The 24,470-nt window shown below is 72.0% G+C and carries 26 protein-coding genes, 2 tRNA genes and 1 pseudogene; 5 read left to right on the top strand and 24 right to left on the bottom strand.

Going from position 1 to position 24,470, the window contains the following annotated elements; all coding sequences use genetic code 11:
• Nucleotides 1-371: 371 nt before the first annotated feature.
• The 3 genes from L6E17_RS17525 to L6E17_RS17535 form a co-directional block, all read right to left on the bottom strand.
• On the bottom strand, nt 372-1,010 hold the full coding sequence (locus L6E17_RS17525; RefSeq protein WP_236241678.1) for an aminodeoxychorismate/anthranilate synthase component II: 639 nt from the start codon (nt 1,008-1,010) through the stop codon (nt 372-374).
• Nucleotides 1,007-1,171 carry a hypothetical protein gene (locus L6E17_RS17530; RefSeq protein WP_236241679.1) on the bottom strand — a complete coding sequence of 55 codons (165 nt, stop codon included), beginning with the start codon at nt 1,169-1,171 and terminating at the stop codon, nt 1,007-1,009. The genes L6E17_RS17525 and L6E17_RS17530 overlap by 4 nt, the downstream gene beginning before the upstream one ends.
• Nucleotides 1,172-1,279: 108 nt before the next feature.
• Entirely contained in the window at nt 1,280-2,050 is a 771-nt protein-coding gene (locus L6E17_RS17535; RefSeq protein WP_236241680.1) for a DUF881 domain-containing protein, read from the bottom strand.
• 148 nt (nt 2,051-2,198) lie between these two features.
• On the opposite strand from L6E17_RS17535, the gene crgA reads away from it, so the two are divergent.
• Nucleotides 2,199-2,456 carry a cell division protein CrgA gene (crgA, locus tag L6E17_RS17540; RefSeq protein WP_071268636.1) on the top strand — a complete coding sequence of 86 codons (258 nt, stop codon included), beginning with the start codon at nt 2,199-2,201 and terminating at the stop codon, nt 2,454-2,456.
• Between the two features lie 292 nt (nt 2,457-2,748).
• On the opposite strand, the gene L6E17_RS17545 is transcribed toward crgA, so the two are convergent.
• Together L6E17_RS17545 and L6E17_RS17550 are read right to left on the bottom strand one after the other, a co-directional pair.
• Nucleotides 2,749-3,627, bottom strand: coding sequence for a rhomboid family intramembrane serine protease (locus L6E17_RS17545; RefSeq protein ID WP_236241681.1), 879 nt, complete (start codon nt 3,625-3,627; stop codon nt 2,749-2,751).
• 97 nt (nt 3,628-3,724) lie between these two features.
• Nucleotides 3,725-4,258 (bottom strand): peptidylprolyl isomerase, encoded by a 534-nt coding sequence (locus L6E17_RS17550; protein WP_236241682.1) that lies wholly within the window; start codon nt 4,256-4,258, stop codon nt 3,725-3,727.
• A 183-nt stretch (nt 4,259-4,441) separates the two neighbouring features.
• Here L6E17_RS17550 and L6E17_RS17555 point away from each other — a divergent pair.
• Nucleotides 4,442-5,130 (top strand): annotated as a pseudogene (locus tag L6E17_RS17555) (DUF5324 family protein).
• Nucleotides 5,131-5,140: 10 nt separating this feature from the next.
• Here the strand turns inward: L6E17_RS17555 and L6E17_RS17560 are convergent.
• The 3 genes from L6E17_RS17560 to L6E17_RS17570 form a co-directional block, all read right to left on the bottom strand.
• Nucleotides 5,141-5,638 (bottom strand): DUF6344 domain-containing protein, encoded by a 498-nt coding sequence (locus L6E17_RS17560; protein ID WP_236241683.1) that lies wholly within the window; start codon nt 5,636-5,638, stop codon nt 5,141-5,143.
• A gap of 417 nt (nt 5,639-6,055) precedes the next feature.
• Nucleotides 6,056-6,559, bottom strand: a complete 504-nt coding sequence (locus tag L6E17_RS17565) for a hypothetical protein (RefSeq protein WP_236241684.1) — start codon at nt 6,557-6,559, stop codon at nt 6,056-6,058.
• A gap of 615 nt (nt 6,560-7,174) precedes the next feature.
• Nucleotides 7,175-7,247: transfer RNA gene (locus L6E17_RS17570), tRNA-Ala, on the bottom strand.
• Nucleotides 7,248-7,400: 153 nt separating this feature from the next.
• On the opposite strand from L6E17_RS17570, the gene L6E17_RS17575 reads away from it, so the two are divergent.
• Nucleotides 7,401-7,952, top strand: a complete 552-nt coding sequence (locus L6E17_RS17575) for a DNA-binding protein (protein WP_236241685.1) — start codon at nt 7,401-7,403, stop codon at nt 7,950-7,952.
• A gap of 55 nt (nt 7,953-8,007) precedes the next feature.
• Nucleotides 8,008-9,426, top strand: coding sequence for a serine/threonine-protein kinase (locus L6E17_RS17580; protein WP_236241686.1), 1,419 nt, complete (start codon nt 8,008-8,010; stop codon nt 9,424-9,426).
• Here the strand turns inward: L6E17_RS17580 and L6E17_RS17585 are convergent.
• The 16 genes from L6E17_RS17585 to L6E17_RS17660 form a co-directional block, all read right to left on the bottom strand.
• On the bottom strand, nt 9,356-10,810 hold the full coding sequence (locus tag L6E17_RS17585) for a hypothetical protein (RefSeq protein WP_236241687.1): 1,455 nt from the start codon (nt 10,808-10,810) through the stop codon (nt 9,356-9,358). The genes L6E17_RS17580 and L6E17_RS17585 overlap by 71 nt on opposite strands.
• A gap of 469 nt (nt 10,811-11,279) precedes the next feature.
• A complete protein-coding gene (locus L6E17_RS17590) occupies nt 11,280-11,408 on the bottom strand; it encodes a DLW-39 family protein (RefSeq protein ID WP_217649982.1) in 129 nt (42 codons plus the stop codon).
• Between the two features lie 156 nt (nt 11,409-11,564).
• Nucleotides 11,565-11,642 (bottom strand) — tRNA-Ile (locus tag L6E17_RS17595).
• A 3-nt stretch (nt 11,643-11,645) separates the two neighbouring features.
• A complete protein-coding gene (locus L6E17_RS17600; protein WP_236241688.1) occupies nt 11,646-13,220 on the bottom strand; it encodes a LacI family DNA-binding transcriptional regulator in 1,575 nt (524 codons plus the stop codon).
• Between the two features lie 31 nt (nt 13,221-13,251).
• The gene (locus tag L6E17_RS17605; RefSeq protein WP_236241689.1) at nt 13,252-13,602 is read right to left on the bottom strand and encodes a helix-turn-helix domain-containing protein; all 351 of its coding nucleotides are present in this window, start codon (nt 13,600-13,602) and stop codon (nt 13,252-13,254) included.
• A gap of 210 nt (nt 13,603-13,812) precedes the next feature.
• Nucleotides 13,813-15,804 (bottom strand): DUF3987 domain-containing protein, encoded by a 1,992-nt coding sequence (locus tag L6E17_RS17610; protein WP_236241690.1) that lies wholly within the window; start codon nt 15,802-15,804, stop codon nt 13,813-13,815.
• A 162-nt stretch (nt 15,805-15,966) separates the two neighbouring features.
• Nucleotides 15,967-16,314: a hypothetical protein gene (locus L6E17_RS17615; protein ID WP_236241691.1), complete on the bottom strand. Its 348-nt coding sequence runs from the start codon at nt 16,312-16,314 to the stop codon at nt 15,967-15,969.
• Nucleotides 16,311-16,973, bottom strand: coding sequence for a hypothetical protein (locus L6E17_RS17620; RefSeq protein ID WP_236241692.1), 663 nt, complete (start codon nt 16,971-16,973; stop codon nt 16,311-16,313). The genes L6E17_RS17615 and L6E17_RS17620 overlap by 4 nt, the downstream gene beginning before the upstream one ends.
• Nucleotides 16,974-17,067: 94 nt before the next feature.
• Nucleotides 17,068-17,271, bottom strand: a complete 204-nt coding sequence (locus L6E17_RS17625; protein WP_236241693.1) for a hypothetical protein — start codon at nt 17,269-17,271, stop codon at nt 17,068-17,070.
• Nucleotides 17,272-17,284: 13 nt separating this feature from the next.
• Nucleotides 17,285-17,476 carry a hypothetical protein gene (locus L6E17_RS17630; protein ID WP_236241694.1) on the bottom strand — a complete coding sequence of 64 codons (192 nt, stop codon included), beginning with the start codon at nt 17,474-17,476 and terminating at the stop codon, nt 17,285-17,287.
• Nucleotides 17,477-17,496: 20 nt separating this feature from the next.
• Complete coding sequence (locus tag L6E17_RS17635; RefSeq protein WP_236241695.1) at nt 17,497-17,748, bottom strand: hypothetical protein; 252 nt, start codon at nt 17,746-17,748, stop codon at nt 17,497-17,499.
• Between the two features lie 142 nt (nt 17,749-17,890).
• The gene (locus L6E17_RS17640; protein ID WP_236241744.1) at nt 17,891-20,023 is read right to left on the bottom strand and encodes a cell division protein FtsK; all 2,133 of its coding nucleotides are present in this window, start codon (nt 20,021-20,023) and stop codon (nt 17,891-17,893) included.
• A gap of 146 nt (nt 20,024-20,169) precedes the next feature.
• The gene (locus L6E17_RS31530) at nt 20,170-21,303 is read right to left on the bottom strand and encodes a hypothetical protein (protein ID WP_374109073.1); all 1,134 of its coding nucleotides are present in this window, start codon (nt 21,301-21,303) and stop codon (nt 20,170-20,172) included.
• A gap of 128 nt (nt 21,304-21,431) precedes the next feature.
• A complete protein-coding gene (locus tag L6E17_RS17650; RefSeq protein WP_236241696.1) occupies nt 21,432-21,749 on the bottom strand; it encodes a hypothetical protein in 318 nt (105 codons plus the stop codon).
• A 241-nt stretch (nt 21,750-21,990) separates the two neighbouring features.
• Nucleotides 21,991-23,183 (bottom strand): IS3 family transposase gene (locus tag L6E17_RS17655; RefSeq protein ID WP_374109074.1). Its coding sequence is split into 2 segments (ribosomal slippage): nt 21,991-22,919 and nt 22,919-23,183, totalling 1,194 coding nucleotides; the frame shifts between segments, so codons are not numbered across the junction.
• A gap of 41 nt (nt 23,184-23,224) precedes the next feature.
• The gene (locus L6E17_RS17660) at nt 23,225-23,521 is read right to left on the bottom strand and encodes a hypothetical protein (protein WP_236241697.1); all 297 of its coding nucleotides are present in this window, start codon (nt 23,519-23,521) and stop codon (nt 23,225-23,227) included.
• A gap of 159 nt (nt 23,522-23,680) precedes the next feature.
• On the opposite strand from L6E17_RS17660, the gene L6E17_RS17665 reads away from it, so the two are divergent.
• Complete coding sequence (locus tag L6E17_RS17665; protein ID WP_236241745.1) at nt 23,681-24,469, top strand: GntR family transcriptional regulator; 789 nt, start codon at nt 23,681-23,683, stop codon at nt 24,467-24,469.
• Nucleotide 24,470 lies beyond the last annotated feature (1 nt).

Raw genomic sequence — 24,470 nt, forward strand, 5'->3', positions numbered from 1 at the left:
GGGTCGGCCGTACGGGTCGCGCGGGGAGCCCGTGCCCGGGTCGGCCGGGGGCTGGGCATAGGGCGCCTGCGGTGCGTAGGCGGCCGGTCCGGGCGCGTACGACTGGTGCTGCGGCTGCTGACCGTACGCGTCGGGCCCCGGCTGCGCCTCCGGGTGGGTGCCGTACGGCCCCGCCTCCGGGTACGCCCCGTACGACGCGTACGGCTGGTAGGGCTGCTGCTGCGGCTGCTGGTCCGCGTGCCCGCCGGAGCTCCCGTGCGGCTCCGAAGGCGGCTCCGGGAGGTTCGGCGTCCGGAACCACGGCGATCCGTGCTGCCCGCCGTCCGGACTGCCCCGGTCCCCCGCCGGATCGTGCTCCGGGCGCGCGGTGGTCACGCGGCGGCCTTGCCCACCACCGGAGCCAGGCCGGCGGAGCGGCCGACCGCCCCGGTGTCGCCGCAACGCTCCAGCCAGTTGGCGAGCATCAGGTGCCCGTGCTCGGTGAGGACCGACTCCGGGTGGAACTGCACGCCCTCCACCGCGTGTTCGCGGTGCCGCAGCCCCATGATGATCCCGTCCTCGGTGCGCGCGGTGACCTCCAGGACGTCCGGCAGCGCATCCGGTTCGGCGGCGAGGGAGTGGTACCGGGTCGCGGTGAACGGCGAGGGCAGTCCGGCGAAGACGCCGCCGCCCTCGTGGAGGACCAGCGAGGTCTTGCCGTGCAGCAGTTCCGGGGCCCGGTCGACGACCCCGCCGTAGGCGACGGCCATCGACTGCATGCCCAGGCAGACGCCGAAGACCGGGACGCCCGTGGCCGCGCAGTGCCGCACCATCTCGACGCACACCCCGGCCTGCTCCGGCGAACCGGGGCCGGGCGAGAGGAGGACGCCGTCGAAGCCGTCCTGCGCGTGCTGCGGCTCCACCTCGTCGTTTCGGCGGACCTCGCACTCGGCGCCCAGCTGGTAGAGGTACTGGACCAGGTTGAAGACGAAGCTGTCGTAGTTGTCGACGACGAGGATGCGCGCGCTCACTGCTGACCGTCCACCGTCACATCGTTGAACGGAAGCAGAGGCTCCGCCCAGGGGAACACGTACTGGAAGAGCAGGTAGACGACCCCGAGGAGGAGCAGGAGCGAGAGGGCGCTGCGCACCCACGCGTTGCCCGGGAGATGCCGCCAGATCCAGCCGTACATGACGTCTGCTGTCCCTTCCGTTCGATACCGCACCAGAGTACGGCCCGTACCCCTCCTCTTGGGGAACCTGTGGAAAGCCTGTGACCTACGCCGCCGTGCCCTCGGCCGCTACGGGGCCGCGGGGGCGGCGTGGTGCAGATCGAGCGTGCCCGAGTAGCCGGGCAGCGTGGTCGCCCCGCGCTCGTCGACCTTCCAGCCGAGCCCGTACGCCTTGACGTACAGCAGGTAGTTCCGGATCGCGGGGGAGTCGTCGAGCGCCTTGCGCAGGGCCCGGACGTCGCCGACGGCGGTGACCTTGTAGGGCGGCGAGTAGACCCGGCCCTGGAGGAGCAGGGTGTTGCCGACGCACCGCACCGCGCTGGTGGAGATCAGCCGCTGGTCCATGACCTGGATGCCCTCGGCGCCGCCCGCCCACAGGGCGTTCACCACGGCCTGGAGGTCCTGCTGGTGGATGACGAGGTCGTCGGCGCGCGGTTCCGGGTAGCCGGGGGCGGCGCGGGCGTCCGGCGGGGCGTCGTTGAGGGTGATGGTGAGGCCCTGCCCCGCGACCTCGGTCGTGCCGGCGGCCTTCTCCAGGGCGCCGAGCCGTGCGGCCTCGTCCCGGCTGGTCCCGGCGTCCCGGCGGGCGAGGGCGCCGACCTCGGCGCGGACGGCCGCGGTGGACTCCTCCAGCTCGGCGTTCCTGGCGCTGCGCTCGAGGACCAGGTCGGAGAGGCGCAGCAGGGAGTCGTCCGTGCGGATGTTGGTGCCCTTGGCGGTGTTGAAGCTGGTGACGAAGAGCAGGCCCGCGAGGGCGAAGACGGCAGCGGTGAGCAGCCGGACCGGCCGCCATCGTCCGCGCCGGGCCGGCTCTCGGGGAGAGTCGGCGGAATTGCTCAACGTACCCTTATCTCCTTAGGCGTCGCAGAAGCACTACGCTAACGGACGGCCGGGCGGGACGACGGTGCCCCCTCGCTCCCCGCTCCGGTACCAGCCAGCAGCCCACGTTCCTGCGCGGTCACGCAGCGCATCGACAGGAGAGTCCCTCGTGCCGAAGTCACGGATCCGCAAGAAGGCCGACTACACGCCGCCGCCCGCCGCCAAGCAGGCGACCGCGATCAAGCTGACGAACCGCAGCTGGGTCGCGCCCGTGATGCTGGCGCTCTTCGCGATCGGGCTGGCCTGGATCGTCGTCTTCTACGTCACCGACGGCACCCTGCCGGTCGAGTCGCTCGGCAACTGGAACATCGTGGTGGGCTTCGGCTTCATCGCGGGCGGCTTCGCCGTCTCCACCCAGTGGAAGTGACCCACCGGGACGCGTAGCGGGTGGAGGGCTGCCGAGTCAAGCCCTCCCCCGGGTTATCCACAGCGTTGTACACAGCCGTGGAAAAGGTCAGACGATCTGTGGATAACTCCCATGAGGTTGACGCCGATGTGACCGCGGCGGGGCCCCCGGGGGTTCCGCCGGGCGTCTCCCTCACCCCAAGGAACGGGCATCGCCGCAGGTCAGCGGCGCGGGGCAGAGCCGTTCCGGACAGAACGCGGCGGGTTTGTCACCTACTGTGGACAACTTCGCTCACGTTGGGGATAGCTGACGCTCAGGTGAGCGCGGCAGTCCGCAGAACGATGATCGCCACTGACGCCAGCAGCACCAGCGCACACACGGCCGCCTGCACGGCGGAGCGTCCGCTGCGGGGCGCGCGCACCAGGCCGAAGGCGACGACCGCCCCGGCGACGAGGCCGCCGAGGTGCGCTTCCCAGGCGATCGAGTCGCGGAAGACGATGGTCACCAGCACGTTCAGACCGATCAGCGCCAGCACCGGTCGCAGGTCGTGGTTCAGTCGGCGCATCACCACGAAGGTCGCGCCCATCAGTCCGAAACCGGCCCCCGAGGCGCCCAGCGCGCCCGCGTTCGGCGCGGCGAGCAGGTAGGTCAGCGCACTGCCCGCGAGCCCGGACAGCAGGTAGAGCGCCAGATAGCGGGCCCGGCCGAAAGCGGCCTCCAGCGGACTGCCCAGCACCCACACGAGCAGCATGTTCAGGCCGATGTGCCAGGGCGCCTCGTGCAGGAACATCGACGTCACCAGGCGGTACCACTCGCCGTCGGCGACGCCGACCACCCGGCCGAGACCCGGGTCGAACGCATAGCCGACCAGCGTCAGCCGGTCCACGAACCCGTCGACGACCCAGCCGGCGAGGAAGACCACCAGGTTGATCCCGATGAGGATCTTGGTGACGAGGTGCGGGTCCCCGGCCGTGACGGCGCCGCCCACGAGGTTCCTCGGGCGGCTCGCGTCCCGCGCGTGCCCCGTCCCCGAGCCGCCGCGCACGCACTCCGGGCACTGGAACCCCACAGACGCCTCGACCATGCAGTCCGGGCAGATGGGCCGCTCGCAGCGGGTGCAGCGGATACCGGTCTCCACCCCGGGGTGGCGGTAGCAGCTCGACAACCCGTTCGGCGCCTGGTCCTGCTCCATGGGGATCCCCTCGTCGTGGTACGTGCCAACGCCCCGCCCTTCCTTACGGACGGGCGGGGCGAAAAGGTTCCCGGGGGGAGACCCGGGCCCTGCGGACTCAGCCCTGGCGGGTCTCGACCACCACGGACTCGATGACCACATCCTGCACCGGGCGGTCCGTGCGCGGGTTGGTCTGGGTGGTCGCGATGGAGTCCACGACCTTCCTGCCCGCCTCGGTGGCGACCTCACCGAAGATGGTGTGCTTGCCGGTCAGCCAGCTCGTCGGCGCGACGGTGATGAAGAACTGCGAGCCGTTGGTGCCCGGGCCGGCGTTGGCCATGGCCAGCAGGTACGGCCTCGTGAAGGCGAGGTCCGGGTGGAACTCGTCCTTGAACTCGTAGCCCGGGCCGCCCGTGCCGTTGCCCAGGGGGTCACCGCCCTGGATCATGAAGCCGCTGATGACACGGTGGAAGACCGTGCCGTTGTACAGCGGGTCGGTCGTGCGCTGACCCGTCGCCGGGTGCGTCCACTCGCGCTCGCCCTTGGCGAGCTCCACGAAGTTCTTGACCGTCGTCGGCGCGTGGTCCGGGAAGAGCCGGATCTCGATGTCGCCGTGGTTGGTCTTCAGGGTGGCGTAAAGCTGCTCGGCCACGGTGTGCCTTCCTTGGGTCTTGTCTGACCCACCGATCCTCGCACGTCCGGTGGGTCAGATGCCCCGGATGCCCGCCCCGCATGCCGACCCACGGACCGGGAGGCATGATTTCGAAAAGGGTGGAAAGGCGAAGAATCGCCCGACCTCGCCACCGAGGAGCCCGCCACTGAGGAGGAGGATCCCGTGACCCGTATGGACGGCGTGCGCGCCGCGACCGGTACGGCGAAGGAGAGCGTGCTGCACGCCGCGGACGTGGTGGCGCCCTACGCCGGCGCGGCCCGTGAGCAGGCCGCGCTCTACGCGCACGAGGCACGCGTCAAGATGGCGCCCAAGGTCTCGAAGGCCGCCCACCAGGCCGGTCGCCAGGCCCGCGCCCAGTACGCGGTCCTCGTCGCACCGCATGTACCCCCGAAACTCGACGATGCCGCACATCGCGCCGTACACCAGACCCGCAGGGCGGCCCGCCAGGCCGCGGACTACGCCGCTCCGCGGATGGAGCAGGCGGTGGCCGCCGCCGGGCCGCTGCGCGACGAGGCCGTGGCCCGCTCCGCCGCCGCCCTCGCCGCGCTGCGCGGACAGGTGACGGCGAAGGAACTCAGGAAGCTGGTCAGGAAGCACGAGCGGCGCGCGAAGGCCAAGCGCACCGCGAAGGGCGTCGCCGTGGCGGGCCTGGTCTTCGGCGGGGCCGTGGCCGCCTGGAAGTGGTGGGAGAAGCAGTCCGCCCCGGACTGGCTGGTCGAACCCCGGAGCCGACGGAGGTCGCCGAGCGCTCCCCGCTCGCCTCCGTGGACGGGAGCGGCTCGTCCTCGTCGGGCCAGGAAGCCGAGCCGGGCGCCGCGGAGAACGGCGACGACAGCGGCCGCCGCGGCTGACAGCGCCCCGCTACAGCGCCGCCGCGCCACCGGACAGGGGCGCGGCGGCGCCCGCGACGGCGGGAGCGGGGACGCCGTGCACCGGGCGGGTCTGCGCGGCGCGGGCCTCCGCGGCGCCGGACCGAGCGGACGACACGGCAGCAGCGGGAGAGCCCGCGGGCGCGGCCGGAGCCGCGGCGCACGCGGTGAGCACCGCAGGAGACGAGAGCGCGGCCACCGGGTCGGCCGGCGACCGCCGCACCGCCGGGGAGGCCCCGTGCGCCTCGGCGCGGATGCGCTGCTTCATCGTGGGCGGCAGGGCCCCGGCCCGTACGGCGCCGCAGTCCCGGCCCGCCGCACCGCCCGTCTGCACCGCGCGCTGCGCGGGAACGGCCGGGCGCGCCGGCGCGGCCGCCACTGCGGTCCGACCGCCCGCCGCGGGGGAGGGCCGGAGCCCGAACAGGGCGAGGAGCGCCCGCAGGAGAGAGACGATTGCGGTGCGGAACTGCTTGACCATGACGGCGGCCATGAACTCCTCGCTTTCCCATCACGTCGGACACATCGGATTGGGCGATCTGCATACCTTCCTCATGATGTGTCCGCACGTCGAAAACGGGGGCAGCACCGCCGTCAGCGCGCAGATCTTCAGATGAACACCACCCGTTCGGCCCCTCCTCGCGCCCACGGCCGCGGGCCGGGCCGCGCGGACAGCCGGAGCGCGGGGTTCTGAGGGCCCGCCAGGAGAGCCTGCGTCAGCCCGGCGGAGGGCAGGCCGAGACCCCCGGAGGCCGACGCAGGACGCACGGGCGCGGGCGCAAGCGGACACAGGCCGACGCAGGACAGCGCAAGCGCGGGCGCAAGCGGACAGAAGCCGACGCAGGACGCACGGTCGGCCGCACGGGCGGGCGGGGCCGTTGCGCCGACCCCGCCCGCGTCACCGACCGCGTCACCGCCCGGCCCAGCGCTCCAGCAGTTCCTCCAGCAGCGCCTCCCGTTCCCCGGGCCGCAGCGCGACGGGGCAGTCGGAGGCACGCCACCAGCCGGTGAGCAGCGACGGGCGCGCCGCACCCGCGGTGAAGCGGTCCATCAGCCGGTGCGACAGCGCCACCTCCCGTTCCGTGTACGCCGGCCACGCGGCCGAGGGCACCTCGTACGCGCGCTCCCCTTCGGGCAGCGTGACCCGTACCGTCATCAGCGGCGGCTCCTCGGGACCGCCGAAGCCGGCCGCGGTCGCCGCGAAGCTGAACGCCGTACTCAGCCCCCGCCGGAGAGCCGACCTGACCGGGGCATCGGCGACGGTCACGCGCTCCACCTGCTCCCAGCTCCAGGCACCGGTCTCCGTGCCGAAGACCTCCAGTCCCTCGTCCGACAGACGCACGCCGGTGCCGTCCTTGAGCGGCGGGGCGCCGAGCAGGCACCCGTTCCCGTCGACCCAGAAGAGACCGGCCATCGCACCCTCACCCGCGGGCACTGCCGGGTCCGCGGGCTCTCCGGGCCCGGGGCCGGCCGGCCTGTTCACTGCTGCCACTGATCGCACCCGTCTCCTCGGCATCACCTGTCAGGACCAAGTGTTCACCGGACGCCCCGGACCCTGGGCTTCCTCCGGCCACCTGGACGCGCGGCACCGCCCCCACGGCGGGAACCGCCCTTCGAAGTCGGCGGCCGACCTGCGCCGCAGCCGCCTGAGCGAATCGCGTTCGCGACATCGGCTGCCGGCCGAGCGGCCCGCGCCATGCCTGGGCGGGCCGCCGCCCTGCGCGCCACGCCCCGGTGCGGGCCGCTTCGGCTTCCGCGCCCGGCCCCGGTCCGGGCTGCACGGGCTACCGCGCCGCGCCCCGCACGGGCCCGTTCGGACTCCGCGCCTGGGGCCCTGCCGAGCCCTGTCGCCCGCCGGACGGACCCGCAGCCGCGGCGAGCGGACCGTCCGGTCACGTCCGTACCACGGCGTACCCCCCGCACCTCGGGGCGCGCAGGCGCGGCGCGGGCCCGCGCCGGCCGCCTTCCCCTCCTACGCAGAAGAACCCCGTCTGACCACGTATCCACAGGTCAGCCGAGGTTCTCGCGGTGGAGCCTAGGGGAGTCGAACCCCTGACATCTGCCATGCAAAGACAGCGCTCTACCAACTGAGCTAAGGCCCCGCGCCACCCGCCCCGCGGGTGGTCGCAGACCAGAATACCGGGTATCCAGGGGTGTCCCGCAAAAGGTATGGGGACTCCCCCTGCGCGACCACGCTCCGTAAGATGCTCCGCGAGGTTCGCAGCAGCGAACCGCCGCGCGATGGGGAGACGCACATGGACGCAGCAGCACAGCAGGATGCCACCGCGAGAGCCAGAGAGCTCCAGCGCAGTTGGTACGGGGAGCCGTTGGGGGCGCTCTTCCGACGGCTTATCGACGACCTCGGCCTCAACCAGGCGCGGCTCGCGGCCGTGCTGGGACTGTCCGCCCCGATGCTCTCCCAGCTGATGAGCGGCCAGCGCGCAAAGATCGGCAACCCGGCTGTCGTCCAGCGCGTCCAGGCCCTCCAGGAGCTGGCGAGCCAGGTCGCCGACGGCAGTGTCAGCGCGGCGGAGGCCACCGAGCGCATGGACGAGATCAAGAAGTCACAGGGCGGCTCGGTCCTCACCGCCTCCAGCCAGACCAGCAACAGCACGGGGGCGCCCACCGTGCGCCGAGTCGTCCGCGAGATCCAGTCCCTGCTGCGGTCGGTCGCCGCGGCCGGGGACATCATCGACGCCGCCGACACGCTCGCCCGCACCCACCCCGAACTGGCAGAGTTCCTCCGGGTGTACGGCGCCGGGCGCACCGCCGACGCGGTCGCCCACTACGAGGCGCACCAGGGCTGACGGCGGACCGGACGGCACGGCAGAGCACGCGGAGAGCGGGAGCGGACGCAGCGCGATGGGTGAGGTCTTCGCGGGTCGGTACGAGCTGATCGACCCGATCGGGCGCGGGGGGGTGGGCGCCGTGTGGCGCGCATGGGACCAGCGCCGCAAGCGGTACGTGGCCGCCAAGGTGCTCCAGCAGAGCGACGCGCACACGTTGCTGCGCTTCGTGCGCGAGCAGGCCCTGCGCATCGACCACCCGCACGTGCTGGCCCCCGCGAGCTGGGCGGCGGACGACGACAAGGTCCTGTTCACGATGGACCTGGTCGCCGGCGGCTCCCTGGCGCACGTGATCGGTGACTACGGGCCGCTGCCGCCGCGCTTCGTCTGCACCCTGCTGGACCAGCTGCTGTCCGGGCTGGCCGCCGTGCACGCAGAAGGAGTCGTCCACCGCGACATCAAGCCCGCCAACATCCTGCTGGAAGCCACGGGTACGGGACGCCCGCACCTGAGGCTGTCGGACTTCGGCATCTCCATGCGCAAGGGCGAGCCGCGCCTGACGGAGACCAACTTCGTCGTGGGCACGCCCGGTTACTTCGCGCCCGAGCAACTCTGGGGCGCGGACCCGGACTTCCCGTCGGACCTCTTCGCGGTCGGGCTCGTCGCGCTGTTCCTGCTCCAGGGGCAGAAGCCGGACGCGGACGCGCTCGTGGAGTACTTCCGGAACCACGGGACGCCGGGGGCGCCGGAAGGCGTTCCGGAGCCGCTGTGGCAGGTGCTGGCGGGCCTCCTGCAGCCGGATCCGGACGCCCGGTTCCGTACGGCGACGGGGGCGCGCAAGGCGCTGGCGTCGGCGGTCGAGATGCTGCCCGAGGAGGCGGCCGAGGAGGAGCCGGTCGAGGTCTTCGACCAGCTCGGCCCCCTCCCTCCCGGGTACGGGCCCGAGGGCCCCGCCCCCCTCCCGTCCCCGTCGGAGACGGGCAGCTTCCATCTGGCACCTCCGCCCCCGCAGGCAGCCGAGCCCCCGCAATCCCCGCCCGCGCCCCTCGCCCTGCCGCCCCACACACACCAGCAGGCCCAGACAGCCCCGCAGGCCCACGCCGACGAGCAGGCCCACGCGACCCCGCAGCACCCCGCAACCCCGCAGGCCCAGGCGACCCCGCAGAGCCACGTGCCCTCACCGACCCAGGCCACTCCACCGGCCTCGGGTGCCCCGATGGACGGCCCCACCGCGACCGCACACACCCACCGGCCGCCTCACGCGCCCGCACCGGCCGCCTCGGCGCAGCCCCCGCCGCGGGCGAACGGCACCACCCGCCGCAGCCGTACGCACAGCACGCGCAGCAGCACCCGCCCCTCCGGCCCTACGGGCAGCCCCAGCCCCCGCCCCTGCACCCCCACGCGGAAGGCCCCGCGCAGGCGCCCTACCCGGCGCGGTCCGAACCGCATACACCGAACCGGACCTCACCCACCGTGCCGCTGCCCTCGCAGGTGACGGCCACCGCACCCACGGCACGTGCCGCGGCCCCCTCACCTGCCGCGCCCGCGCGGCCACCCGGCCCGCCCCGAGCCGTGGCGGTCCCGGTGCTGCTGCTGGCCCTGGCCTGCCTCGCCGTCGGCTTCTGGGCGCTCCTACAAGGCTGAGGGCCCCGACCCGCGCCCGGCACGCGCCCGGCACGCCCCGCACCGCTGCCCCACCGCAGCTCCCGCGTTCGGCACGACGCCCGGCGGGCCCTACGCGCCGCCCGCCTCCGGGCCGCGAGCGTCCAGATCCCGAGGCCGGCCAGCAGCGCGGTCCCGGTGGCGATCCCGGCCACGGCGACCAGGCGCATCGTGCCGCCGGACTGCTCGGCCGACGCGCCGCTGCGCCCCTCGGCGGCGGCCCGTTGGTCGTCCTCGGTCACTGTGAAGATCCCCGCGGGCCCGGCGTACCCGGGCTCCGGTCCGGCCTCCCCCTCCACCTGGACCCGCAGCGTCAGTCCGTACGGCTTCTTCCCGAACTTCTCGCCGACGCTCGGGTTCAGGGCGACCCGCACGTAGTACCAGCCGGCGAAGCGCATGTGGCGGGCCGCGGAGTCGGAGCTGAAGCGGTTCCCGTACGCCACGGGAGGCAGCGGGTCGAAGGCGTACGTCTTCTGCTTGCCGTCGTACGCCGCCGCGTTCACGCTGTCGACGAGTCCGAGCGCCGGGTTGTAGAGCGACAGGGAGACCGCGTCGCTCACGAATCCGTCGCCGGTGGAGCTGCTCAGGTGGGCACTGAGGAAGAGCTGCTGGCCCCAGTCGACCGGGATCCGGTAGAAGCGGCTCTGGCCCGGCTCGATCCGGTCGGCCCACTCGCCGTCGGACAGGCCGGGCGCGTCGGAGACCCCGCTGCCGCCCCGCCGTTCGCGCGGACCGCCGGACGGCACACCGGGAGAGGCGCTCGGCCAGGTGGAGGGCGCCGCGGCGGGCCCGCCCTCCTTGAGGGTCGGCTCGGTCGTGAAGCGGAGCTCCAGGTCCCAGTCGTCGGCCGAGGAGGTCTCCTGGGTCTGCCGCTCGACGACGACGTAGTACGAGCCCGCCTGGCGGCACGTCGACGTGTCCGGGCCGAGCGTGCGGTGGGCGTAGACCGCGAGCGGGCGGGGGAAGTCCGCGGACCCGAAGCTGGACCTGCTGCTGTTGCAGTCCCTGGCGTTCTCGTCCTGCAGCGACACCGTCACCGCGTCCGTGAAGGCCACCTTGCCGCCCGTGCGCGGCACGGCGACAGCGGACACGTACGCGTGCGAAGCCGCGTCGAGGTCCACCCGGTAGATCCGCTTGCCGCTCTTCGCGAGGGAGTCACGGTAGACGGTCCCCTCGTCGAGCCGGGGCGCGTCCCCGGTGGTGGCGGCGCCCCGCACGGGGCTGGCGCCGTCGTCGAAGGTGTACCGGTAGGGGAGCCGGCCTCCGGGGAGGCCGCCCGCGCGGGCCCCGCCGCGACCGCCCCGACCGCCCCGACCGCCCCGACCGACAGCGCACCCGCCAGGACGCCCAGCGCCAGGCCCGCCGCGGACGCGCGCCGCACGCGCCGCCCACCGCCGCCGCGCCGGAACCCGCGGCCCCGCCCCGTCCGTCGGCACCTGCCGTCCCGGCAGCACCGCGGCGGCACCGGTCGGCCACCGCCTGCGGGCCGGTCGCCTGGCCCCCGCCACGCCTCTCCACGTGCATCCCCTCGTCGTCTCGTCAGGCGGCACCATCCTGCCCCGCCCGTCCCGCCGCTGTCTGCGCGGGCACCCGAAAGGACCCGATTGTTCCCCTGCTCACCGCCCGCAACGGCAAGGGCCCCGGCCGCTCATCGGCGGCCGGGGCCCTTCGCGAACTGCGCGCGTCTCACGAACCTGTGGTCACGGAGTCGGTGGCCTCCGTCCACAGGTCCTGCTCGGCGCGGTCGGCCTGGATCTGGCGGTACACGAGGAGTCCGCCGATGGCGGCCAGTGCGACCAGGAGAAGCTTCTTCACCGCGCGACCTCGTCTTTCATTGACGTAGGGGACCTTATGGCGCCCGACTATACACACCGACCGATATCAATCGGTGACCTAGCCCGGACAGCCGTACGACCGCCCCGCCCGAAACGCCGAAGGCCCCGGTCTTCCTGACCGGGGCCTTCGATGCTGTGGGGCTAACAGGATTTGAACCTGTGGCCTCATCCTTATCAGGGATGCGCTCACCTCAACCCGGGTTCTTATATCCCCAGGTCAGAGGGGATCTGAACCTCCTTCGGCACCCTCGTTGGGAGAATTCTGGGAGAAAACCCCGGCTGCGCGGGCCCGGAGCAGGGCGTCGAGCACGGCCACCGACGACCGCGGGCACATCGCGAGACGGGCGTCCAGCGAGGCTTCCCATCTGCGCGTCAGCCCCGCCATCAGTCGGATCCGCATCTCGTCGGTCACGTGCGCGTACCGGGCCGAGACCGAGCCGTCCATGTGTCCCATGCGCTCGTCCATGAGGACCTTGGGCGTCCCGAGATCCTCCATGTGCGTCCGGTGTGAGTGGCGCAGCCCGTGGGGCGTGAGGCCCGGGGCGATCGGCACCCAGCAGGCGGTGGCGCGGGCGGAGGCGCCCCGCCCCTGGACGAGAGTTCCGGGCATCCAGGGCTCCGCCACCACCGGCACCGGCCGGCGCGGCCGGGCACCCACCTTCTCGTACTGCCCGGTCACGGCCGGATGGAAGAGCCGCGATCCGAATCCCTTCCGCCGCCAGTGCGCCGCCGTCTCCTCGGGCGTCCGCCCCCGCAGATAATCCAGCTCCGCCATCGCTTCGGTGACGCGGAGGCGGGTCTCCTCCGCCACGACCTCAGGGTGGTTCAGGACGTTGGACACCGTCCCCTTGCTGACGCCTGCGAGTTTGGCGACGTCCCTCACCGTGGGCTGCCCGTTCCCGCCCCATCGGCGCACCGTGCCGAAGCTGCTGAAGACATAGGTGTGTCCGTGGCAAGGGCACGGCCGGGGCCTGGTCCGCGCGATGTGGTCGTGGACCAGGACGTGGAGCCACTCCGGGATGTCGAGCGTCCGGTAGCTGTCGTCCTTCGGGGGACAGCGAACCAGTTCGCCGCTGTCGAGCTCCACAAGCTGCCACTCAACGCGTACGGCCCGGTGCCGCACGAACCTCCTCTCCAGTCCGACGACCTCTCCGAAGCGCATCCCGGAGTACCCCTTGAGAACGGTGGCCACGAACTCGTCGTCCCGCCCTGACAGCACGGCCAGTCGCTCCGCGATCAGCAGGATCCCGAGCGGCGACGTGATCACTTTCTCCGGGCCCCGGTGGCCGGACCGCCCGGCCCGCTTGCCGCGCCCCCGCCGCCGGGCCGCCGGATTGGACGGAATCAGCCCCTCGTCCACGGCGTCCGCCAGGACGAGGTGGAGCCTGGCCCGGTAGGTCTTGACGCTCTCCTTCGCGTAGCCGACCGCCTTCAGCTTCCGCTCCCACGCGGTCACGTCCCGCGACTGGATCAGGTTCAGCGGACGCTCCCCGAACTCCGGAAGGAGGTGTACCTCGATCTCCCGTCGGTAGTTCTGCATCGTGGTGTCGGCGAGTTCGATGTCCTCGAACCACCGGTTCACGTACTCGCCGAAGGTCTCCGCCCCGAGGGACGGGTCCCTCCGGGTGCCCTCCCTGACCTTGGCCTCTTCCGCGTCGGCCGCCTGCTCGGCTTCCCGCTTGCCCTTGAACTTGATCGTCCGGCCCTGGTCGTCCTTGACCGTGCCGTACTTGCCGGGCGCGATCTTGTAGCGCCCGCGGTAGTAGGTGCTGCGCTTCTCGGCGTATCCCACCGCTTCTCCTCCCCTTATATAGGCGCGCGGCTCAGGGCGCGGTGACCGACTGGTGGACGGTGCTCAGACGCCGGGCCGGACGCGCCACCAGGCGGGCCGTCGGCTCGGCGTTACGGTGACGGCGCGTGCGCTGCGCGGGAACGGCATCGCGGGCGTTGACGCTCCGGGTCGGGCGCTCCTCGAAGAGGCGGACTATCTCCGAGACGTGCTCAACCGTGAAGCGGTAGGCACCGCCGAGCCTCGTGAAGGGGATGCGCCGCTGCCGCGCCTGCTCCTTGATCCACCACTCCGAGCAGCCGAGCGCTTCAGCAATCTCGGCCGGGCGGAAGAGGTGCGGCAACGTGGCCACCGCCGTGGCGCTGTGAGGGCTGTGGCTCGTCACGCTCGTCCCCCGTTCCCGATAGGCGGGGCGTCAGTCGTCAGCATCGTCAGCACAATCCCCTGACCTGGAGTTTCGGTGTGCTGAGCGGTGTCAGCGGGCGTCAGCAGTGTTAGCGGGTGCTGGCTGTTCTGCTGACGGTGCTGACGGGTGCTGACGGTGTGCTGACCGGTGTTCGTGCAGGTCAGCGGATTGTGCTGACGCTGCTGACGGTTAGCGGGCATTGGCGCCGTCCTCCCGGAGGCTGGGGTGGACGTGGTACGTGGCCGTGGCCGGGTGGCCGACCCTGCCCGTGCGGGGCGGGGTCTCGGCGCGGAGGTAGCCGTGGGACTCCAGCAGGGCCAGGGCGGGTTCGACCTGGGCGACCGTGCGGAAGCGGCGGGAGGCGGCGACGGCGTCGCGGCGCTTGATCGTCGTACGCCACGTGCCGTCCGTCTTGGGACGGCGGAGCCACTTCAGGATGGTCTGGGCCGCCTCGGTGGCCGGGTCGGAGCCGATGAGGTCGAAGACTGCCAGCGCGTGCTGTGTGTAGTACGTGGTGATCTCGGCTGCTCGGTCGAGCGTCTCCTTCTCGACGGGCCTGCCCCAGTCATCGCTCTGGATCCGGTCGGCCAGGTGGAGCAGCAGTGCGATCCGCGCCGTGTGGCCGACCAGCTTGCCCGCCCAGTCCAGGAGGTGGGAGAGCGGCTGCTCGGGGCGGAGGGAGACCTCCAAGTTCTCCTGGAGGGCTTCCACTGCCCGGTCCGCCTGCGCGGTGAGCGGGATCGTGACCGGCTCGGGCAGGGCGTAGAGGGTGCGTACGAGGTGGGTCAGCCTGCCGTTGTAGCGCTGGGCGACCGCCTCGGGTACCGGCGTGGTGCGCGTCTTGCGGTAGCCCAGGTTCGACGCGGGCAGCGCGTACAGGAAGCGGGCCAACAGGCCGCGGTCCCGGGCCCCGTGCGCGCCCGCCAGATCCTGGAGGACGGCGGGCTGCGGCGTGACGCCGATGGTGAGTGCGGGCTTGTCTACGCTCGGCTGTTCGCGGGTGATCCGGTCCGTCTGGAGCCGCTCGCCCTTGTGTGCTTGGAGGAAGACGCCGAGGTTCGGCTTGGCGCTGTAGCGGCCCGCGATGATGTCGAAGAGGTCCCCTTCCGGGGACAGCGCCGCCAGGCAGCGGTGGACGGCGAGCTGCTGCGTGAGCGGCTCCGGCGTGATGTCGCCCGACACCGTCAGGCGGGGGCGGGGCGGTACGGCGATCTCCTCGGCCAGGAGGCGGGCCGCCGACGCCTCGGCCACGATCGCGGCGCGGTCGACGCCGTCACCGGGCTTCCGGGCCTTCGCCATCAGGCCCTCGGCCTCCGCCAGGGCGGCGTCCTTGGCCGTCTCCGCCTCGATGATCCGGGGCCGCGCCTCCTCCTGGAGGCGGCGCTCGACCTCGTACACCGGCTCGGTCATCGCGGCGAAGACGTCGGACTTCCGGGAGGCCGGCGGCATGGCGCAGACGAGGTACAGGTTCGACTGCTCGCGCCAGCCGGGTCGGATCTCCACGTGGACGCGGCCACCCGCCGCCGTCGACAGCGCGGCGAGCGCCATCGTGGCGGCCAGGTCTGGCGGGGTCTGTGTGAACTCCGCGACCGCATCGACGTGTTCGGCCATCCACGGCGACAAGGTCGGCACCGGGAACAGCGGGAGTGTGGCGTGGGTGCCGAGCGGGACGGGGTCCGGCCAGCGGTCGGCCGAGCGGATCGTCGCGAGTTCCGCGGCGGCCTGGGCGGCGATGTCCTCGCTGCCGGAGACGCCCTGGCGGCTCTCGGTGATCAGCCGGGTGCCGGTCTCGATGAGTCGGCGCTTCTGGGCGAGGGCGACGACGATCTCTGCGTAGTACGTGCCGTTCGCGGCGGTCGGCGTGGCCTGGACGAGGGCGTGGAGGTAGGGGCTCCCGCCGACCCGCTGAAGGTCTCCCGTCTCACGAAGCCTGGCGCCGACCGTGATCGGGTCGACGGGCAGACCTGCCTCGTGCATGGCCGTGATCGTGACGTGGATGGTCGTGTGGGCGGGCCGGTAGTAGTCCTCGGCGGCCACGATGCCGTTCACGGCGCTGATCGCGTCACGGGACAGGAGCATGGCGCCGAGGGTGGCCATCTCCGCGTCCAGGTCGTGGGGCGGCGCGGTCGCGTCGTCGGCGGGGGACGGCGGGGTGGTGGTGTTGTCGAACTCGCGGGTCACGGGGCACCCTCGCTGGTGCGTACGAGGGGCGGCGTGACACCGGCTGCATGGCAGACGGCGTTCTGGTGCATGCTGGAGGCACCTCCTGATTCCGTGGATGGGATGGGGAGGAACCGGGGCAGCGGGCGTACCTTGACCCGTCGACCGCTGCCCCGGGCGAAGTCAGCGGAGCCGGGTGAGGCTCCACTCGCGGTACTGCTCGCGGACGTAGTCGCGGCAGTCCGCGTCGGTCACCAGGTCCAGGCCCCTGCGGCCGGGACCGGAGCGCGTGGCGTCGTACCGGACGAACCGCTGGGCGGCCTCGTTCGCCGCGTCCACGGCCTTGGCCGCGCCCTCCGGGGCGTACGTGGCGACCTCCTGAAGGGCGATGCGGTCCAGGAGCGCGGCCTTACGGAGCCAGAACTCCCGCTCCTCGTACAGGGCGCGGCTGATCGCGGCGCCAGCTACCCAGGAGATCTCGGAAATGGTGCTGGGCGCACTGGAGTAGGCGGTGCTCGGGTCCGTGGTCACCGCTGCTCCCCGGGCCCCTTGGCGGCGATGAGCGCGAAGTGCAGGGCGCTCTCGGCGGCCTCTCCGTAGGCGTAGAGGGCGTTCGCGATCCCGGCGGCGTACTCGCTCGCCTGCGTCACCTCGCTGGCCTGGTGGTCCGCCAGGTCGCCGTCGTGGTCGGCGTACTGCTCGGCCACGTCGGCCGCGTACTCCCGGTCGAGGACGGCCTGCCGCAGCGCGCTCAAGTGCCGGGACCCGTTCCACCGGCTGAGCTGCTGCTCCAGGTCGGGAAGCCGTCCGCCGGGGACGGCTCGCCCAACGAGCCCGGAACGGTGCAGCTCGACGTACGGGGGACGCTTGCCGTCCAGTACGGCGAGCACGGCACCGGCCGTGCCGTAGGCGTAGGCCCGCGCGGTGTCTTCGTACAGCTCCTTGACGCGCCGCTCGTGGGCCGAGCAGAGGTCGTAGATCCGCCAGATGGCCTGGTCGTGGGGCTGAACGAGGCGGTGCACGTCGGGCAGCAGGACTTCGCCGTGGACGTCCTGGACGCGGGTCCGGTCGACGGTCCAGGAGGCGAGCCGGGCGCCCTCGTGGGCGGCGCGGAACTCGCGGGCGGCGGCGCCCAGGGCGTGGACGCCGTCGGTGAGGCTGTCGAACCACGCGATGGTGGTCTTGGACATGTGATCCTCCGTGTTGGTGACGGGCCGGACTTGGCTGGCCGACCCTCCGCACGGCCCAGCCCCGGTCATTCGAGGTGGGCCGCACCGGGGGTCGTCAGAGGTGGCGGCGGAGGTGGCGGGCGTAGCGGCGGACGGCGACTTCCCGGGCCGCGATCGGGGTCGCGAAGTGGGCCACGACGGCGGCGGTCGAGACCGTGAAGGTCGGCCACAGGCCGATCAGTTCACGGCCGATGAGCACTCCTCCGATGAGGAGGAGAAGGCCGATGCAGACGGCCGTTTCCTGCCTGACGTCGGTCATGGGGTCCCCCGGCTCAGCCGACGCTCGGGAGCGCGTTGCCGACGGCGGCCATGACCTGGTCGATGGCGGACGCGGCCGGGGTGCGGGCCAGGTAGAAGCCGAAGAGCGCGGCGACGATCGCGGAACCGGCGCCGACGGCCTTCGAGCGGATGAGCATGGCCAGGAGGAGGCCGAAGAGCAGGAGCGCGGAGATGGAGAACGACACGGTGGTACCCCCAAGGTCGGTCAGCGTGTGCCTTCGCGGCGAAGGCGTGAGGTGGCGTTGTAAAGGCGGCGTCCGAGACGGATCCGCTGGCCGTGGCCGCCGCAGCGGCGGCACTCGCGGCCCCGCTTGAGCTGCCCGGAGCGGCCTATGCGGACCTTCGCGCCCCACCCCTTGCAGGACCGGCAGGTGCCGAAGGGGCTGGCGGAGCAGAGCGCGACGTAACCGAGAGTGGCGAGGAGCAGGATGGGCATAGCGTCGAGCCAGGAAGGCATCGAGACCCCTCTCAGGGCGGGTTCGGTGGGCTGGGTCGATCCGTGCTGCTAGGCACTAGTGCGCAGGTCAGAGCGCAGATAGGTCGCTAGCGCGAGTGCTAGACCTAGCGGGGGCGGGCGCTAGGCCGAGGGCCCGTCACGGCTATGCCGCGTCGGCCCGACCGTCACGGTCCGCGAGCGCCTTGAGGATGTCGGTGCGCTTGATGCCGCGCCGGTTGGCGCCCTTGCCGTCCTCGGTGACGCCCCACACCTGGCCGGTGCGGACGCCGAACGGCTTGAGCGCCGCGGTGAGCTGCTCGCCGCTCCAGCCGCCGTACACGTCCGGGCGCAGCTCCGAGAGCAGCGCGACGACCGCTTCGTTCCAGTGCTTCGGCCTGTCGGCCGGGAGCACGGCGGCGATGTCGGCAAGGAGGTCGTACGACGCGGAGGCCTCGGCCGTCGGCCGCTCGCCCACGGCGTGGCCGGACAGGGTCCCGGCGCGCTCGCGCAGGGCACGGGCCCGCAGGGCGATCACGTCCGCGTTCACCGCGTCGATCTCGGCCGACCGGACGATCCGGGCGTCCGCTCCCTCACCAAGGAAGTAGCAGATGCCCTTGTCGCCCCAGGCGAACATCGTCGCCCGGACGCCCCGCTTGTACGCCCCGGTGCCCAGCACCATGTCGTTCTCGACCTGGCCCATGACTTTGAGGCACCAGCGGGCGGAGGCGTTGGCGCTGATCGAGGTCGGGATGCTGTCCTTGTCCGGCCGCTGGGTCGCCAGGAGCAGCACGATGCCGGTGGCCGGGCCCCGCTTCACGAGGTCGGTGCAGATCTCCTTGAACTCGGCGCCGTACTTGGGGTGCTCGAACCACACCTGGCACTCGTCCACACCGACGACGATCGGGTGGAGCCCCAAGGAACGCTTGGACGCAAGATCGGTCGTGACCTTCGACTCCGGGCACACGTCCCGGGGAAGCCCACGGATCACGCCCGCGCGGCGCCGCAGCTCGTCCCGCAGCTCCCGCATGTCCGCGATGGCGTACTCGATGTCCGGGTCCTCCTCGCCGGCCCGGTGCCGGTGGGACACCCGGTCACCGACCGGGTCCAGGTCGCCGGTGCCCTTCAGGTCGTACGTGTGCAACTCGGCGCGCGGGTCGAGCGCGGCGATCAGGAGGAGCAGCCGGAGGAGGTAGGTCTTGCCCATGCGCGGGATGGCGCCGATGACGCCCGCGATGAACATGAGTGTCACGCCGATCCAACGGCCCCGCTGGTCCGTGCCCCAGGCCACGGGCTTGAACAGGTCGACGCTGCCCGACTTGGCGAGCGGCCACGGCTCCTGTTTGGCCTGTGACATGTCCTGGTCGCCCACCCAGAGCCGGAGGCGTCCGGTGTGCTCGTCCGGTACGGCCTCCGGCCATACACAGCCGAGCGGGCGGCGCAGGCCAGAGGCGAGCCTGATGCGGCGGTCGGCCACATCGATCGCGGTGACGCCGTACGGAAGGTCCCCCTCCGCGAGCCATCCGGGGCCGTCGCGGGTGATGGGCGCGGTGAAGGTGAAGCCGTCCCCGCCCTTGGCCTGTGCCTGGCTGATCGCCTGGATGCCGAGCGAGCCGAGCGCCCGCAGCACGATGTCACTGGTGAGCTTCGTGGCCTTCGGGATCTCCACAGACCTGCGGATGACCGGGGCGTCCGCGGGCTGTCCCAGCCAGCCCAGCGCCAGAATTCCGGCGGCGCCGGCCAGATTCAACAGCCACGAAGGAGCAAGCACGTAGAGCGCCAGGGCGCCCGTGGTCCCCACCAGGGCGGAGGCCATGGCGACGGCCGCCCGCCAGCGGACCCGGCGGTCCCGCTGCCGGGACAGCCGCAGGTAGTCCTCCACGTCCGCCCGGTCGGCGGCGTCCTTCCGCAGCGGGTCTCCTTCCGCGTCCCTCGTCCACCTGAGCGTCCCGCCGACGAAGCGCGCCGCTCCCCGCGGGGACTGCGCAGTGAGGCGGATGGCGTACCACGGCGTCCGCACCGCGTGGTACGAGGCCACGTGCCACGTGTAGGTGGCCACGCCCTTGGCCGCGGAGGTGAACTCGCGTCGGGACCGCGCCCACGCGGGGATCACCGGGCGTCGCTTGGCACCCTGCGCACGGTCCGTGAGGCCGGGCCCGGAGGGGACGCCGGGCTGGTCTACGCGTACGGGGTCAGAGGGGTTGTCGTCCGGGCCGGCGGTCGGCGCACCGGGGCCCGCGCCGCCAGGCCGCCGCTTGGAGAAGTCCAACACCTTCCCGTCGTCCGACGGGTCGCCCATCTCCTGCTCAAGCCTCTCGAAGAGGCTCCGCTCGTGGTCCGGATCGTCCTTCTCGTACGGCACTTCCACGTCCTTCCAGATGGGAGGGGGCGGGCCCGGCCGCTGATTCGGCCGGGAGGGCCGGGCCCGATGCGATGAGGGCGGCGTCAGGATCGGGACTGAGCCGCGTCGGGGGTCTCGTCCACCGGCCGATCACGGCCGTTCACCAAGGCGAGTTGTCCCGAGGTCGGCCGCGGACCGCGCTGTTCGTCGAGCCGTACGAAGACGCTGTGGACGTAGCTGGGCGCCCTGGTGGCCTGCTTGGCGGTCTCGCGGACGGTGAGACCCTTGGCCCAGCCGTCCTCGATGACCGCCTGCGCGGCCTCGGTGCTGAGCTTGGGAGCGGCCGGGTGAGCGGCGTCGGCCGCGTCGTCCTGTTCAGGTGAACAGCCCTGCTCGTTCCCCGTGTTCACCGCCTGAGCTGGAGCGATATCAGCGAAGAGAACCTTCGGGTATCCGCCTTGCCGGACGTTCGTCGTCGCCTGCCGCATCTGATCGCGCGCCTGAGCGGCGAGCGCCGACGCGGCGGGATCCGGTGCGTCCATGTCCCAGGGCGAAGTGAGGTCTACGGTCGCCAGGGACACGGCATGCCGACGGGCGGCCAACTGGTCGAGTAGTTTCCGGCGTTGGCCAGGGTCCGTACCGACCGAAGCGCGGGCGACCTGTACCGAGAGTTGTCGCGCGATCCGTCGGCCGGTCCGGCTGCTGCGCTGCTCCTGGCTCATCTCCGCAAGACGAGCGGCCATGGCTACGGCTCGTACGGTCGCCCGGTCCCGGGTGATCTGTGCCGCGTCGCGGTCCCGCTCGGCAATGCCGAGACGGGACAGGAGCCGCTCTCGTACCTCCCGGCCGACAACGGCCGCGAGCCCCCGCGACACGGTTCCCGGCTTGTGGTGCCGCAGCTCGATCCCCATGGCCTGATGCCAGAGGAGCGCCGCCATGACGGGACCCACGAAGGCCCTGACCGTGCCACCCACGAGCCCGGATTCGGCGTACGCGGGGATGATCTGGACCCCGGTGATCACCCACACCAGCGCGCCCGCGACGCCGGGGGCACCCTGCGGACCGTTGAGGTTCTGCCGCGCCAGGAGCGCGGTGGCGAACAGCGCGAGTTCGGCGGCTCCGAACATGGCCGCGCGCTCGGCCGTGCTCCCCATGTCCAGGTAGTGGGCCGCGAAGCGCCAGCTCGTGTCCGCGCTGTAAGCGGTGCAGGCCACCGCGGCGACGGCGGCGACGCGCACCGCAGGCGTGGCCCGCTGCCCCCGACGGCGGAACCGGCGCAGGCCACGCGTGGCGCACCACCCGGCGAAGAGAACCCCGCCACCGACGGCCAGGGCCTCCGCGCCTCCGGGAAGGAGGATCTCCTGCATCACGCCGCCTTCCGCAGCGTGGGCTTCGCCCGTCCGCCGGATCCGCGGAGCCGCAGCGGCACCACGTCCATAAGCTGCGCCGCGTGAAGCGCGTTGAGCCAGGCGACCTCGTCGTCCGGGTCGTCCCCGGCCTCCGCCAGGAGCTCGACGAGCACCTGGCGCGCCACGTCCAGACGCGCGGCCCGCTCCTCGGCCGACTCCCCGGGGACGCCCCTGAAGAGGGAAGGGAAGTCGGGCTCCGGGTTGTCGAACCCGTAGGCCAGTTCCGCGAATTCGAAGGCATCCCGCGCCTCCTGATGACTGACGTACGTACGCATGTGAACTCTCCTGAGTCCTGGATGGGATGGGAGAGCCGGTCGCGGTGGGCTTCCTTGACCCGTCGACCACCGCGCCCGGCCGGGGGCGGGATCAGACGCGGAAGGGGCGGGGCCTGGTGAGCCAGGCCCAGGCGTAATAGATGGTCCTCACCGCGAAGTAGCCACCGAGCCCCGTCAGGCAGACCAGCAGCCAGGACGCGCCCTGAGCTGCCCCGAGTTTCGTAGAGTCTGGTGATCTTGTTCAGGCGGACTGCGGGGTGGCTTCCTGTTGTCGACGCCAGGCGCGTTCGTACTCGGCGGGCGGTACGTAGTCGAGGGCTGAGTGGAGCCGTTCCTCGTTGTACCACGCGACCCACTGGAAGATCGCCCGCTCGACCTGGTCGACGTCCCGCCAAGGGCCCTGCATCTCGATCAGCTCGGCCTTGAAGGTGCCGTTCAACGCCTCGGCCATCGCGTTGTCATAGCTGTCCGCGACCGAGCCGACCGAGGCCGAAGCCCCGATCTCGGACAGCCTCTCGGTATACCGAATGGATACGTACTGCGACCCGCGGTCGCTGTGATGAATGAGGCCGGAGCCCTTCTTGATCCTCCGCCTCCACAACGCCATCTCCAGGGCATCCAACGGCAGTTCAGTCCGCATGTGGTTCGCGACCTGCCAGCCGACGATCATCCGCGAGTACACGTCCAGGACGAACGCCACGTACGCCCAGCCGGACCAGGTGCGCACATACGTCATGTCCGCCACCCACAGCTGGTCCGGCCGCGAGGCGGTGAAATCCCGGTCGACCAGGTCCGGCGGGCGGGGCGCCGACGGCTCCGGCACGGTGGTCCGCCGCCGCTGCCCGCGGATCACGCCCTCCAGGCCCAGCTCGCCCATCAGCCGCTCGACGGTGCAGCGGGCCACCACCACACCCTCGCGCCGCAGCGCACGGGTGATCCGCCGAACCCCATAGGTGCCGCCGGACTCGGAGTGAACCTGCTCGATCAGTGGCATGAGCTGCTCGTCACGGAGCCGGCGCGCGGACTTCGGCCGCTTCTTGCGGGCGTAGTAGGCGGACTCGGACCAGCCGAGCACCCGGCATACGGGCCCGACCCCGAAGCCGTCTTCTTTCAGGCTGTCGATCACCTGGTCGGCCTCGTCCGGGGACGGTCGAGCTCCCGGGCAAAAAGCGCACTCGCCGCTTTGAGGATCTCGTTCGCCCGCCTCAACTCCGCTACTTCCTTGCGAAGTTGCTTCAGCTCCTCGTGCTCTGCGGCGGTCAGCCGGTCGTCGCGTTTGCCGCTGTCCGCCTCGGCCTGGCGGACCCAGCCGCGCAGGGCCTCCTTGTGGATGCCCAGGTCCTTCGCGACATGCGCGATCGGACGGCCGGTGGTGCGGACTTCGCGGACGGCCCGCTCGCGGAGTTCGTCCGGGTACTTACGTGGTGCTGGCACTGCTCGTGGTTCTCCTTCGGGCCAGGATCATAAGCCTGGCTTCAGGGACTCCACGAAACCGGGGTCAGCTCACCCAGCTCGTACGCCGCGCGGGCGCCAAGGTACGCGGCCGTCACCGCGCAGAGGACGGCGATCGTCACGGCGATGCTCTGGCTCTTGGTCAGAGGCCTGGAGCGCCGGGCGACAAGGTGCAACACGTGCGGTTCACAGAGGCGGACGAACCCGCCGGACATGCGGACGACCACGAGGTTCGGACCGGGCGCCTCGGCCAGACCGGCCACGATCCCCAACGCCGAATCCCGGTGGTCGCGAACGACATCACCGACGACTAACAGCATGCGATCCCCTTTCAGGCATAGGCCAACAACTCCTTAAGACCTCTTGTCATCAAGACCTCTTTAGGAGTTGAGGAGACTATGACCTACCTCTCCTCAGGTCGTCAAGACCTCTTTAGGAGTCGTATGCTGAGCCCGCCCGGCTGAGGAACGGTGATCACGATGGCTAAGGCGTACGAGCGGATCGCGGACGACATCCGCCAGTCCATCCGCGCAGGTCAACGCAAGCCGGGTGATCGCCTTCCATCGGAGGACGCGCTCGCGACGCAGTACCGGAGGAGCGTCCCGACGATCCGTGAGGCGCTGCGGGTCCTGGCCACGGAAGGCCTCATCGAGAAACAGCATGGCCGGGGCACCTTCGTCCGCCGGCCCCGTACGCGGGTGCTGCGCGACAACCTGCGACACCAGTGGGAGAAGGACCGGGTCAAGGAGCCGGTGGAGCGCCGGGCGACGACTGGTGCCACCGAGCGGGACACGGGCCTGGAAGTCGATGACCTGGTCTTTCGCGCGTCGTACCGCGAGGTCGGGGCGTCCGAGGGGATCGCGGAGGCGTTCGGCATTCCTGTGGGCACACTCATGCTGGAGCGGACCTACCGGACCCGCTACGCCGCCGAGACGGCGCCCTTCGCCCTGGTCACGTCCTATCTCGTCCACGGCGTGGCCGCGGGGAACCCGGAACTCCTGGACGAGGCGAAGGAACCGTGGCCCGGGGGCACGCAGAACCAGCTCTACACCGTGGGTATCGAGCTGGACCGCATCGAGGAGCGGGTGACGGCCCGTCCACCCACGCCCGAAGAGGCGGAGGAACTGGAACTCCCGCCTGGCACCGCGGTGTTCGTGCTCCGCAAGACCTCGTACGACACCGATGACCGCGTCGTGGAGTTGTCGGACGTCACCCTGCCCGGCGACCGCACGGAACTGCGCTTCACCACTTCCCTGGAAAGGTGGTGAG

The sequence above is a fragment of the Streptomyces sp. CC228A genome (assembly GCF_021390935.1).
Taxonomy (GTDB): domain Bacteria; phylum Actinomycetota; class Actinomycetes; order Streptomycetales; family Streptomycetaceae; genus Streptomyces.

Coding starts and splice junctions, on each gene's coding strand:
- L6E17_RS17530 (WP_236241679.1), bottom strand. CDS start 1,171: ATGTACGGCTGGATCTGGCGGCATCTCCCGGGCAACGCGTGGGTGCGC.
- L6E17_RS17545 (WP_236241681.1), bottom strand. CDS start 3,627: ATGGAGCAGGACCAGGCGCCGAACGGGTTGTCGAGCTGCTACCGCCAC.
- L6E17_RS17560 (WP_236241683.1), bottom strand. CDS start 5,638: ATGGCCGCCGTCATGGTCAAGCAGTTCCGCACCGCAATCGTCTCTCTC.
- L6E17_RS17565 (WP_236241684.1), bottom strand. CDS start 6,559: ATGGCCGGTCTCTTCTGGGTCGACGGGAACGGGTGCCTGCTCGGCGCC.
- L6E17_RS17575 (WP_236241685.1), top strand. CDS start 7,401: ATGGACGCAGCAGCACAGCAGGATGCCACCGCGAGAGCCAGAGAGCTC.
- L6E17_RS17580 (WP_236241686.1), top strand. CDS start 8,008: ATGGGTGAGGTCTTCGCGGGTCGGTACGAGCTGATCGACCCGATCGGG.
- L6E17_RS17620 (WP_236241692.1), bottom strand. CDS start 16,973: ATGTCCAAGACCACCATCGCGTGGTTCGACAGCCTCACCGACGGCGTC.
- L6E17_RS17625 (WP_236241693.1), bottom strand. CDS start 17,271: ATGACCGACGTCAGGCAGGAAACGGCCGTCTGCATCGGCCTTCTCCTC.
- L6E17_RS17635 (WP_236241695.1), bottom strand. CDS start 17,748: ATGCCTTCCTGGCTCGACGCTATGCCCATCCTGCTCCTCGCCACTCTC.
- L6E17_RS17640 (WP_236241744.1), bottom strand. CDS start 20,023: ATGGGCGACCCGTCGGACGACGGGAAGGTGTTGGACTTCTCCAAGCGG.
- L6E17_RS17650 (WP_236241696.1), bottom strand. CDS start 21,749: ATGCGTACGTACGTCAGTCATCAGGAGGCGCGGGATGCCTTCGAATTC.
- L6E17_RS17660 (WP_236241697.1), bottom strand. CDS start 23,521: ATGCTGTTAGTCGTCGGTGATGTCGTTCGCGACCACCGGGATTCGGCG.
- L6E17_RS17665 (WP_236241745.1), top strand. CDS start 23,681: ATGGCTAAGGCGTACGAGCGGATCGCGGACGACATCCGCCAGTCCATC.